The 12,006-nt window shown below is 33.7% G+C and carries 10 protein-coding genes; 9 read left to right on the forward strand and 1 reads right to left on the reverse strand.

Annotated features, from left to right (window positions below; all coding sequences use genetic code 11):
* Positions 1–160: 160 nt before the first annotated feature.
* The 8 genes from ACFQZ1_RS14175 to ACFQZ1_RS14210 all read left to right on the forward strand — a co-directional run bounded on the left by ACFQZ1_RS14175 (position 161) and on the right by ACFQZ1_RS14210 (position 8,817).
* Positions 161–571 (forward strand): GtrA family protein, encoded by a 411-nt coding sequence (locus ACFQZ1_RS14175; RefSeq protein ID WP_377882828.1) that lies wholly within the window; start codon positions 161–163, stop codon positions 569–571.
* Entirely contained in the window at positions 568–927 is a 360-nt protein-coding gene (locus ACFQZ1_RS14180) for a 6-carboxytetrahydropterin synthase (RefSeq protein ID WP_377882829.1), read from the forward strand. The genes ACFQZ1_RS14175 and ACFQZ1_RS14180 overlap by 4 nt, the downstream gene beginning before the upstream one ends.
* A gap of 88 nt (positions 928–1,015) precedes the next feature.
* Positions 1,016–3,352 carry a 6-pyruvoyl-tetrahydropterin synthase-related protein gene (locus ACFQZ1_RS14185; protein ID WP_377882830.1) on the forward strand — a complete coding sequence of 779 codons (2,337 nt, stop codon included), beginning with the start codon at positions 1,016–1,018 and terminating at the stop codon, positions 3,350–3,352.
* On the forward strand, positions 3,349–3,933 hold the full coding sequence (gene xrtG / locus ACFQZ1_RS14190) for an exosortase family protein XrtG (protein WP_377882831.1): 585 nt from the start codon (positions 3,349–3,351) through the stop codon (positions 3,931–3,933). Before ACFQZ1_RS14185 ends, xrtG begins: the two co-directional genes overlap by 4 nt.
* The gene (locus tag ACFQZ1_RS14195; RefSeq protein WP_377882832.1) at positions 3,930–5,285 is read left to right on the forward strand and encodes a TIGR03111 family XrtG-associated glycosyltransferase; all 1,356 of its coding nucleotides are present in this window, start codon (positions 3,930–3,932) and stop codon (positions 5,283–5,285) included. Before xrtG ends, ACFQZ1_RS14195 begins: the two co-directional genes overlap by 4 nt.
* Entirely contained in the window at positions 5,269–6,027 is a 759-nt protein-coding gene (locus ACFQZ1_RS14200) for a glycosyltransferase (protein ID WP_377882833.1), read from the forward strand. The genes ACFQZ1_RS14195 and ACFQZ1_RS14200 overlap by 17 nt, the downstream gene beginning before the upstream one ends.
* Before the next feature lie 18 nt (positions 6,028–6,045).
* Positions 6,046–6,780, forward strand: a complete 735-nt coding sequence (locus tag ACFQZ1_RS14205) for a Firmicu-CTERM sorting domain-containing protein (protein WP_377882834.1) — start codon at positions 6,046–6,048, stop codon at positions 6,778–6,780.
* Between the two features lie 333 nt (positions 6,781–7,113).
* Positions 7,114–8,817 (forward strand): putative bifunctional diguanylate cyclase/phosphodiesterase, encoded by a 1,704-nt coding sequence (locus ACFQZ1_RS14210; protein WP_377882835.1) that lies wholly within the window; start codon positions 7,114–7,116, stop codon positions 8,815–8,817.
* 174 nt (positions 8,818–8,991) lie between these two features.
* On the opposite strand, the gene ACFQZ1_RS14215 is transcribed toward ACFQZ1_RS14210, so the two are convergent.
* A complete protein-coding gene (locus ACFQZ1_RS14215; RefSeq protein WP_377882836.1) occupies positions 8,992–10,416 on the reverse strand; it encodes an amino acid permease in 1,425 nt (474 codons plus the stop codon).
* A 457-nt stretch (positions 10,417–10,873) separates the two neighbouring features.
* Between ACFQZ1_RS14215 and treR the strand changes: the two genes are divergently transcribed.
* Positions 10,874–11,584 carry a trehalose operon repressor gene (treR, locus tag ACFQZ1_RS14220; RefSeq protein WP_377882837.1) on the forward strand — a complete coding sequence of 237 codons (711 nt, stop codon included), beginning with the start codon at positions 10,874–10,876 and terminating at the stop codon, positions 11,582–11,584.
* Positions 11,585–12,006 lie beyond the last annotated feature (422 nt).

Here is a 12,006-nt window from a genome sequence, read left to right on the forward strand (position 1 = left end):
GACCATGCTTTTTCAAATTGCCTTGCATACGATGTTATTGCTAGGGATGTTCCTTTGTAAAGGAGCATGAATTTTATGATTAGGTATCTATACAAAATGGCATTAATTTAATATGCTCATAATGAGATAAAAAATGGAAGATAGGGAAAGGAGGAGAAGAGTGTTAAATAGGCTATACAATCGCAAAATCGTTAAGTATTTATTTGCATCTATATTTGCATTTATAATTGATTTTTCAATTTCAATGCTTTGTTATTATATATTTCATTATTCATATCTTGTTTCCTCAAATATTGGTGTTATGATTAGTGCTGTGTTTCATTATATACTTTGTACTCGTTATGTGTTTTTAACTAAGACAAATTCATATACTGGCTCTGTTTATTTATTAACTTTTATGATGGGGATTTTTTTCGCAAATTCTATTTTATGGATTTCGTATGATGTTTTACATATTTCGTTTGAATATTCTAAAGTAATTTCTGTAGGAGGAAGTTTTTTTCTTAATTATTCAGTTCGTAATGTGTTATTTACGAATGTCGAAAAGTGGTTAAAGGGGAAATTGCAATGATTACAAAATATCGTTTACATTTTTATTTGAATGCAAGACATTATGTGTCTATTAGTGGCAATAAATCAAATGTACATCCGCATACGTGGGAAATTACAATACTTATTTCGCATAAAACGGAAGAAGAACTAAATTTTGCACATATAGAAGAAATTATTGGAGAATATTTGCAGCAATACCAAGGTACTTGTTTAAATGATTCTCCAAGATTTTTAGGGAAAAATTGTACGATGGAACAAATTGGACGCGTCTTTTTTGAAGATTTGACAGAGCGTTTACAGAAACATAATGTTCCATTAGAAGAATTAACAATTAACGAAAATCCAATGCGGCAATATATCATTCAAAAAGGATAGAAAAGGAGTTTACATGAAGCAAAAGATACATAATAGGTTCTTTCTTTTTTTAACTCATGTTTTGTTACTATTCGCGTGTTCGCTTTTGATGTTATGGTATATAAACCGCTTTGGTCATTATCCATGGGGGTCTGATACATATGGACATCTTTATAAAGCGAATTTATTATATGATCAGTTTCAACAAGGAAAATGGTTTTTAAATTATAGTACGGAATGGTATAACGGCTTTCAGCCATTTCGTTTTTGGGCACCGTTGCCGTATTATGTGATTGCGAGTATACAGTTAGTCACTCATGATATCTTCCAAGCTTTTCAATACTTTTTAGTTTTTTTGTTTATGTTAGGTGGAATGGGTTGGTTGTTATGGGGATTATATGTAGAACGGCAATGGCTTACATTTTTTATAGGTATCATTTGGTTTTTTGCTCCAGATAACTTACGTGTACTATTTTCGGAAGGAAATTTACCATTTTGTATTGTGATTGCATTATTACCATCTGTATATCTTGTTTTTTACCGCGCTTTACGAGAAAAGCGAATACTGTTTTATATTTTGTTGGCTATTCTTATGGCAATTGTGACATTGTGTCATGCGATGATAGCAGCAATGATAGGAATTTCATTTTTTGTCTTCTGTATGATAGATGTATGTTTAAATAAAAGTTTCTTCAATAAAGTGCTCGTTTTAATATATGCATTATTGGGCATTTTTCTATCTTCATTTTGGTTAATTCCAGCATTAAATGGTGGAATTATTGGAATGGATTCAGAAGGAACCGCCTCTGTAATGGCCACATTATCTTATCCATTTACAGTATCACTAAATCCAATATTAAGGTTAAGCAATATTGAAATATATTACTTTGGTTTATCTTTTGCTTTTGTTGCTTTATTTACAGTTATCTTTGGTTTGAAAAAGCAAATGACTGGAGCTATCGTAGGATTATTTATTTTAATTGGAACAACAACGTTTGCCTTGCCGTTATTACAAAAGATGCCTTTGAACCAGTTGTTATGGATGCGCAGATTTACAGCGATAGCAATGGTCACAATCTTTTTATCGTTTGTCCTATGGAAGCAGCTCCGTAAAGGAATTGTTGTATTATTTATAGTTATTTTAGCAATAGATTCTGCAGTTTCTTTTTATACATTAGGGTTTAATAGTAAATATCCAGAAAATAAGGCTAGAGACTTAGATATTGCTACTACAGTTGCAACGCAAAGAGTTGCGATGTTAGATAGTTCTATTTACGGTTCATTTCCAAGTTATTATCTTTCGTATCATGATAAAACAGGTGTGAGAAATCAAGTATACGGATGGTCATGGCAAGGAGCAGCAACAAGTAAAAGTATTGTACAGGTAAATACGGCATTAGAACATGAATACTATGATTTTTTATTTGATCGTACGCTTGAGCTTGGCGCCGATACATTGGTATTAAGTAAAGATTTTGTCAAGCATTCTAAAGAAATGGAGAAGGCTGCTAAACGATTAGGATATGAACTTATAAGGGAAACAGATTTAAATTATATTTATAAGTATCCTATTCAAGGGGAGTTCGGTACGAAAGTGAAATATGAAGGCATTGCAATTGGAAAATATGCGCCAAACATTACGTATCTGTTCCCACAGTTATTTGTTGGTGAAAAGACCAAAATAGATGAGTACTCATATGAAGAACTTAAAGACTATAAAACTGTGTATATTTCAGGACTAGATTACAAAAATAAACAAGTTGCAGAACAGCTAGTGGAAAAGTTAACACAACATAATGTTCGAGTTGTAATCGATACCGCTGGAATGGATGAAGAATTTTTAAATGTTCGTACACAATCTGTTACGCTGAATCATACGTTTGGAGATTTATTTTATAAGGGAGAAAAACTAGAAATTGCACCATTCCCAAAAGAAGAAACAGAATGGCGAACAAACTTTATTAGCAGCGGAGGGAATACAGAGACAAACTTGTATGTAAATCATCAGATTTTACCTTACTCTATTCAAGAAAAGGAGAGCAAGGTTCACTTCGTAGCCTTAAATCTACCGTACTATACGTTTTTGACGAAAGATGATGGCACGAGAAAAATTCTTGAAGATATTTTAGGCTTACAAGCTTATCAGCTGCCTAAACGTGAAGTTGTACCAATTCAAGTGAAGCAAACAGAAAATGAAATAGAGATAAAAAGTAATCAAAAAGAAGTAGTTGCTCCGATTGCTGCTATTGATGCATTCGAGACGATGAGTGGAAAATATGAATCATTTAATCATCTGTTAAAAATGCAAACGGAACAAGTAAAGCTGAAGATTACATATCCTTACATTAAAATAGGTAGTTTATTGTCTATTGTTACATTATGTATGATTAGTTTCTTATCTTATTTTATAAATAAGGTGAGAAAGAGAAGGGAGGGGGCAGCATGATAACGTTTATTATAGGTTTATTTTTGTTTTGTATTTGTATATTTGGAGCGTTTTTTTTATCTAGAATCGGATTGGCATTCTTTGCATTTTTAGTAGGGAGTGTTGGTTTTTTTACTGTTGGTATGATCTACCTTCTTCCATATATAGAGCCAGCAATTAATGGGGCGAACTCGTATATCATGAACCAAATTTCTAAAATTTTACCGTACTTTCATGTCACAGAAAATTTATCATTAATTACAATTCCAACAAAAGAGGGCATTGTAACAATGATATTAAACTATGAATGTTCGGGCGGTATTGAGTTATTAGTCTTCCTATCTCTTGTTTTATTTTTTCCGTTTGGAAATATAAAAACAAAGTTGCTCTCAACATTTGGGGGACTTTCTTTCTTGTTTATAGCTAATATAGGAAGATTATTATTTATAATAGCCATCACAAAATGGTTCGGTGCGCCAGCCTATTATATTGCTCATACTGTATTAGCTAGAATTTTATTTTTTGGATTAACAATTTATATATACTATAAGTTATTTACAGTTGTTCAACTTCGTTACCAACAGGTAGGTGAATTAAAATGACATGGGATACCATTATGCATGAAGTTTTGTTTTGGGGTGTGTGGTTAATCATTCCATTGCTCGTTGATTTTTTCACAGGTTTTGGAAGTGCAATTGTAGTTTTATTTAGCTATTTCACAAAGAAAGAGACAAAATTAGAATTTTATCCATATGTGACGATTCTTGTACCTGTTTATAATTCAGAAAAGACATTAAAAGGTTGTTTAAAATCAATTGCTGATCAAGAATATCCATTGCAAAATCTACAAGTACTCTTAATTGATAATGGCTCACAAGATAAATCATTCGATATATTTCAGGAATTTCAACTCGAGTATCCAATTTTAAATATCCGATATATTAAATCGATGCAAGGGAAGGCAAGAGCACTGAATCAAGGAATCTATCTATCTCGCGGTAGATATATATTAAATGTTGATTCAGATGGCATGCTTGATAAAAAGGCAGTCTATAATACGGTTCGGAAGTTTGAAGAGAACCTTGATATTGATGCAATGACAGGGGTCGTTATGATTAACCCTGAGTTGATTCAAGAAACGAAGCGTCCATTGTTAAGATTGTTGCAACGCTGTGAATTATTCGAATATGTAGAGGCTTTTCTCGTAGGTAGAGGATATCAATCTAAACGAAATGCCATTTTTACATTATCTGGTGCGTTTTCAGCATTTCGAAAAGAGGTATTAACGAAAACACAGATGTACAACGGTGAAACTCTTGGAGAGGATACGCATATGACTACGCAAATTCGTTTAATGTACGATGGGAAAATTGCTCTTTGTGAGGATGCATTTTTCTATGTGGATCCAATTGAATCTATTGATCGCTTATATATTCAAAGGCAGCGTTGGCAACGGGGCGGGATTGAAGTATTCACACTATTCAATAGCTTGCTGAAGAAGAAAAAACGTCGAAAAATGGATGCGATTCACTTCACAATGCTAAAAGATCATACGTTAATTTTTTCGAGGACAATTTGGATTTTTGCGCTTATTTATTTACTGTTTTTAGATTATCCATTAAATCTAATTATTACTGCAAATATTATTTTATATCTGTTTTATGTATCAAATTCATTTTTATTTTATCTCGTTTCTAAATTGTATTTGCGACCGCAACAACATGTAAAAAAATATATGCGTAGACATGTGTATACAATTTTTTTACTTCCGTTTCATCGAATGTTACTATTTTTCTTTCGATTAGCAGGCACAATTAATGCAAAAGAAGCCAATGCTACTTGGAATGCGCGAACTTTAGGTGAAGAATGGGGCATTGTGAAGGCGAAAACAAAGAAATACTTTGTTTATTATTTTAAATTGAAAAGGTGGATAAACAATGACGGCAATAAATAAATTATGTGTCGCGCTACCGCTTTATAATGAGGAGGAAAATGTAAAGCCTCTTGTTACATCTTGGTTAAGTATGGATAAATATTTAAAAAAAGAAAATATACAATTGGAACTTGTGTTAATTAATGATGGAAGCCAAGATGAAACTTTGAAAATATGTAAAGAATTGATGCGCCAGTATTTAAATGTAAAAATGGTCAACCATAATATAAATAAAGGATTGGGAGAAGTTTTGAATTCAGCTCTTACGTATGCAATTGATACGGAAGCAACTTATTTGTGTATTATGGATGGAGATCAAACACATCGACCACACTATATCATTTCCATGCTTCGAAAGCTAAAAGATGAACAGTTAGATTGTGTTATTGCCTCACGTTTTCAGAAGGGAGCAAGAGTAGAAGGATTATCCCTTTTTCGAAAACTAATGACGCTTGGGGCTCGATTTGTGTATAAAATACGCTTACGTATTCCACATGTTCGTGACTATACTTGTGGATATCGTTTATATCAAATAGATATTTTACGAAAGTTACAGGAACAGTATGGACCACAAATTGTAAAAGAAAGATCGTTTGTTTGTATGGCAGAATTGCTGTATAAAGTGCATATTGTTGGCGGTGAAGTAGGAGAGGTTCCGTTTACTTTACAATATCAGCTGAAAAAAGGGACAAGTAAAATGAACATATTACAAACAGCGAAACGGAGCTTGAGATTTGTAAGGAAAATGAAAGATGCAGCATAAAGAATGGAGGCATGAACGGTGAAATATAGGAAAATATTTGTATGTTTTCTAGCAGCACTTTTTTTATTCAATGTCATTCAGCCAAAAGCATTTGCAGCTTCAAAGAAACCGCCCATTATAATTGATGGGGATTTTTCTGATTGGGACAATATGCCATATGTTTCGGATAGAAAAGGTGATGTGCCAAATGGAATGAATAATGAAGATATTACGGGGGTTAAATATTATTCTGATGGTGAGTACTTATATTTATATGTAGAAAGACAATCGGCTGGACATTCTAAGCAAGACGGCTGGACATTTCACGTAATCTTTCCAGATGCGAAACAAGGTGGGAGAGGTAATTCGGAATCCATTGAGGTAAATGGTAAATGTCAAATGGTTCAGTATCGTTATGCAATTGTAAATCTTATTAGTGGAAAAGGAAATCAATATTCTCTAAGTGTAGACTCAGGAAAATACCAAGAACAAACCCTTTCTGTAAGTAATAATAAGAAGGAAATGGAATTCCGAGTTCCTTTGAAAGAATTTGGTTTAGATGGGCAAAAAGAAATTCGCTTTGCATTAAAATCAAATGTAACTGGAGAAGTTTGCCCGGCAAAAAATACAATTGACTGGGTTCCAGACGGAGATGGCTGGATTAACATTGACAATGGTCCAACGTTATGGCAATTCTCTGCAATCGTAGGATTTGGAATCGCAGGATTTGCAGCATATCGCATTTTTCGTTTTCAAAAGAGAAATAAAAACTAGTCGTTTATTAGACTAGTTTTTATTTTATACATCAGATGAGTAGATTATCACATTTTAAATAAAACGATTTCCAATTTTTTGATGAAAAAGTGTAAATATTTTGGTATTATTATTTTATAACTTTATATATAGTTATTGCGTTAATTGTGAGCAAGAATAAAACGTGCTATGATGTTTGTATTCAAAAACTGTAATTAGAGATATTTATAAAGTGAAATTCTTGTCAGTGAGGTTTCTATTGATTAGTAGCTTAATGAATGGAACTTTTATAAGTATAAAAAAGGAAAACGTATTGTCTTGTTATTGAGTGCGGAAAACAAGGAGAGATAAGGCATGATAGAGCAGCAAAATCTTGTGTTACATGATTCATCTAAAGCATTGCAAGATATAACATTTGCTTTAGATGAATCATCAATTGTTGCTATTACTGACCGTGATGGTTATATTACATATGCAAATGAGAAATTCTGTAAAATTTCGAAATATACAAAAGAAGAACTTATTGGACAGAATCATCGCATTTTAAATTCTGGATATCATCCAAAGGCTTTTTTTAAGCACTTATGGAAACGGATTCTAAGTGGAAAAGTTTGGCGTGGAGAAATTCGTAATAAAGCAAAAGATGGGTCCTATTATTGGGTAAATACTACCATTGTTCCTTTTCTAGATGATAGCGGAGAACCATATCAATTTGTTTCTATTCGAAATGAGGTAACAAGACGCAAAGAGATGGAGCAACGGTTAAGAGTAAGTGAAAGCCGCTATCGTAAATTAGCATATCATGATGTGCTAACAGGCTTGCCAAATCGTTTACAATTAACGGGATTAGCAAATAAACACGTAGACGAAAAAATACCGTTTAGTCTCATTTATTTTGATTTAGATCGTTTTAAATTAGTAAATGATACATTAGGACACGCGATGGGGGATTTATTACTTACAGAGGTGGCATCACGTCTCTACTACGTATTAAATGATATGGAAGTCCTTTCAAGATTTGGCGGTGATGAATTTGTCTTATTAACACAGAAGACTGCATTAAAAGATCTACAGCAGTTAGCAAGTTCGATTCGTTCTTGTTTTCAAGAACCGTTTATATTAGATGAAAATGAAGTATATGTTTCTGCTAGCTTAGGAGTATGTTCATATCCAAAGGATGGCGAGGATACTGAAACCTTATTAAAAAATGCAGATTTATCAATGTATAGTGCGAAAGAGCAAGGAAGAAACTCCATTTGCTATTTTACAGATGATTTACAAGCAAAAATACATCGGAAAATGGAAGTTGAACTTGTATTGCAAAAGGCAATTCGTGACGAAAAATTAAAAGTAGTGATGCAGCCAATCGTCGATTTACAAACAAAGCAATACTCTGGGGTAGAGACATTACTACGCTGTTATACGGAAGAAGGGCCGATCTCTCCGTCTGAATTTATTCCAATTGCAGAAGAATGTGGATTGATTTCACAATTAGGAGATTGGATGTTAGAACGATCATGTAGAATATTTAAAACATTACCGGAATACACAGAAGGTTTACGTTTATCTGTAAATATATCTATTCAACAAATTATGCAAAAGCGTTTTATACCTGCTTTGCGTAGTATATTAGCGCGCACTTCATTTTCTCCAAATCGATTAGTTTTAGAGATTACTGAGAGTATCGCGGTAAGACACTTTGAGTATATTATTGCTTCCCTTCAAGAATTAAGAAATATGGGGATTTTAATTGCACTAGATGATTTTGGAACAGGGTATTCATCGTTATATTATTTAAAGCAGTTACCACTTGATATTGTAAAGATTGATCGTAATTTTATTCAAGAATTTCATCATATCCAGGCACAACCTGAAAGAACGATTGTAAAATCAGTTATTGACATTGCACATAGTTTAAATATGAAGGTTGTTGCAGAGGGGGTAGAAACCGTTGAGCAAGAAACGTTACTACAATCAATGGGATGTGACTATGTACAAGGATTTTATTACTCTAAGCCGTTAACAGTATCAGAATTAAAGCACACATTATTGTACTGATTTTAAATAATTACAATAATGTGTGTTTTAGATTTCAAGATGATAAAGGTCATCAAAAGATACTCTATTATTTTTTGTAGTAAGAGTTCGATTGAAAATTCTTTTTGATGTTAATTATGAAGTATTAGAAACATATAAAAACACTAGCTCTTTAGAGAGCTAGTGTTTTTGAGTTTAACTAATTTTTGTATCAACTGTTTCTATGTTTTGATCAGTAGTATTTTTCATGATAAATGGATAAAGAATGAGTCCGATTACGAATAGTCCTATTCCTAGGAAGAAAGTTTTCATATCAGCTGTCCCTGTTTTGACAACCCAAATTGAATATATAAGAGCAAGTACTGTAATTACTCCGTCAACTTTGCGGGAGCCTTGCATAATGTCATATGTTTCGCCAGTAATAACGAGTTTTAATTGATACAATGTTGAGACAAGGTACGGAATTAAATAGGCAAGTGTAGCGACAACAATTGCAAAGTTATACGCTTCTGATACTGAACCAGAAATAGTAGAGAATAAGAATATTTGTGTCATGATATTTGTTAATAATAATGAATTCTTTGGGCTTCCTTTTTTATTTGTTTTTCCAAAGAACGCTGGGAATAATCCGCTTTTTGCTGCTTGATAAGGAACCTCTGCACTTACAACAATCCAGCCGACTGTAGAGCCGAATAGAGAGACAAGTGCTAGGAATGCCATAATATATGCACCTTTATTACCGATAGCCATACTTAATGCGTCAACCAATGGTTTTTGTGATTGTTTCAGCGCATCTTGTGGAAGAGCACCCATTGTTAACAATGTAATTGCTACGTAAATAAGAAGAGCAATTACTAGTCCGAAAATCGTTGCTTTTTTTACATCGTTTTGTGATTTTGCGCGGTTTGAAAGCATAACAGCTGATTCGATACCAATAAACGCCCAAAGTGTAGCGATGGCAGCAGCATTCACTTGTCCGCCTAATGGGATAGACTTTCCAGCTTCATTCATAAAAGTTTGACCATCGCCGAAATTAGCTGCATTGAAAATGAATAATGTAATGATAATAAACATTGTAAATCCAATAATTTTTGCGACAGTTGCAAGTAAATTCATATTACCAGCACGATCAATATTTTGAGAAAGAATATATTGAATGCCCCATAGCATAATACTACATACAGCAAATGTTAAAGCTTTTCCGAGTTCTAATGAAAACCCATTTGTCGTGAACAAAATTTGTTTACTTTGCATAACTGGGAAAAACGTAGTTAAATATCCTGCAAATGAAATGATGACAGAAGCTGTTGCAGCCCAGTTTGCAGCCCAGTATCCCCATGCCATGCTATAACCAGCAACTTTACCAGCTTTTGGTGATGTAAACATTGCTTGCGCATAGCTTTGCGGACCTGCTTTTAAATTCGGTTTTCGCATTGCTAAGTTTCCGAACACGAGTGCAATCATAAATACACCAAGTCCAGTAATTGTCCATGCAAGCGTGGATCCCATTGGTCCTGATACTTGCGCTAAATTTGCTGGAAGCATAAACACGCCGCCGCCAACCATATTTCCAACAACGAATGCTGTTAAAATCCATAAACCCCATTTTTTTGTCGCCATGATTGTGTAACTCCTTTTTATAATAGTTTTTTTTGTTTTATTATTTTTTGTACCTAGTGTTTTTTGGAAATAAAAAAGAGCCATGTAGATAAAAAATACCTACATGGCTCTTTGCCTAACGTAGGTACAACGGGAATAACCCTTGTACCTACGCGTGAATTTTTCCGCTAGGTTTCAAGGGTTTACGTATGATGATGATGTTTTTGTGCAAATGTAACTACAGTTGTATTTGTAAGCATAGTTCTTTGCTCCCTTTCTCCTCTGATTTTGAAGTAAGTATACTACATGTTTTTTAGAAAGGGAAGAGAAAAATACAAACTTTTTTATAAAAATTCATACTGGTGATTAAATATTTATCCTGTTTTTCTTACTGTTTCTAAAATAAACAAATTTAGGAATTAATTTTGAACGTGCTATAATACAAAGAGAAAATGTAGGTGACAAGGGGCTATTCAAGATGATGAGCAAGTATGAACAAATCTATACGGATATAAGTAAATTAATTGATAATCGTAAGTTAAAAGAAGGGGATAAAGTTCCCTCTGAGACAGAATTAATGAAAGAGTATGAGGCGAGCCGAGGGACTGTAAGAAAAGCTGTTGATTTATTACAAGAACGAGGTTATGTACAAAAAATACATGGAAAAGGTGTTTTTGTACTAAAACGAAAAAATATTGAATTCAGCTTTGGCGGTATTATTAGCTTTCAAGAGGAGAACGAGCGGCTTGGACGTTTTTGTGTTACAACTGTTGTAGAAATGGAACGGCTAAGAGCTGCAAAAGAAGTTGCAAAACTCTTGAATATAAAGGATAAAACGAAGATAGACTGTATTAAACGAGTACGTAATATGGACGGAGAAAATGTGATTTTAGATATTAACTATTTTGTATCAGATATGATTCCTGGACTCACGAAGGAGATTGCTGAGAAGTCTATTTATCATTATATTGAAAAAGAATTGTGTTTACATATTAGTTACGCACAGCGTGTTATAGAGGTACAGCCTTGTACGGAAGATGATCGCAAATATTTAGACTTAAATGGAACAGATTATGTTGTCGTTGTGAAAAACTTTACACACTTATATGATGGTACCCAATTTGAATATACAGAGTCGCGTCATCGCCTTGATATTTTTCATTTTTCTGATGTTGCGCGTAGAAAATAAAAGTATGAAACGATTGATGTTTCATACTTTTTTTATCCCGCTTTCTGTGGGGAGTAGGACCTTCACCTCAAGATTATGAGGAAAACGTTGTCCAGCTCTAGCGGCTAGAATCTCCGGTTGTTTCGCCCCCTCGGACGAGGCAAAAAGCGCCTCTCTGTCGGGTGCTCCAACGTCCTGCGATTCTGGGCGAGCCGCTTCCGCTTTTCTACAGAAGATAGGTGGGGGAGGAAAAAGTTTGTAAATCCCACCATTCTGTAATGGAGTCACAAAAAAACAAAATCTATAGCTATTTTATTCCATAGAATTGCTTCGTTATGAGAGTCGAATATGGGACGCAATCGGTCAGCGATGGCATAGTTTGAAATGTGCCTCGTTTTATGAGAGGAGACCTTCTGGGGAATGTTTTTATAAATAGAATCCCT

Origin of the sequence: Bacillus sp. CGMCC 1.60114 (assembly GCF_042676365.1) — a bacterium.
In the GTDB taxonomy this organism is placed as follows: domain Bacteria; phylum Bacillota; class Bacilli; order Bacillales; family Bacillaceae_G; genus Bacillus_A; species Bacillus_A rhizoplanae_A.

Excerpts from the sequence above, each read along its gene's own strand:
- ACFQZ1_RS14180 (WP_377882829.1), top strand. The coding sequence starts at position 568 with ATGATTACAAAATATCGTTTACATTTTTATTTGAATGCAAGACATTAT.
- ACFQZ1_RS14185 (WP_377882830.1), top strand. The coding sequence starts at position 1,016 with ATGTTATGGTATATAAACCGCTTTGGTCATTATCCATGGGGGTCTGAT.
- xrtG (WP_377882831.1), top strand. The coding sequence starts at position 3,349 with ATGATAACGTTTATTATAGGTTTATTTTTGTTTTGTATTTGTATATTT.
- ACFQZ1_RS14195 (WP_377882832.1), top strand. The coding sequence starts at position 3,930 with ATGACATGGGATACCATTATGCATGAAGTTTTGTTTTGGGGTGTGTGG.
- ACFQZ1_RS14200 (WP_377882833.1), top strand. The coding sequence starts at position 5,269 with ATGACGGCAATAAATAAATTATGTGTCGCGCTACCGCTTTATAATGAG.
- ACFQZ1_RS14210 (WP_377882835.1), top strand. The coding sequence starts at position 7,114 with ATGATAGAGCAGCAAAATCTTGTGTTACATGATTCATCTAAAGCATTG.
- ACFQZ1_RS14215 (WP_377882836.1), bottom strand. The coding sequence starts at position 10,416 with ATGGCGACAAAAAAATGGGGTTTATGGATTTTAACAGCATTCGTTGTT.
- treR (WP_377882837.1), top strand. The coding sequence starts at position 10,874 with ATGATGAGCAAGTATGAACAAATCTATACGGATATAAGTAAATTAATT.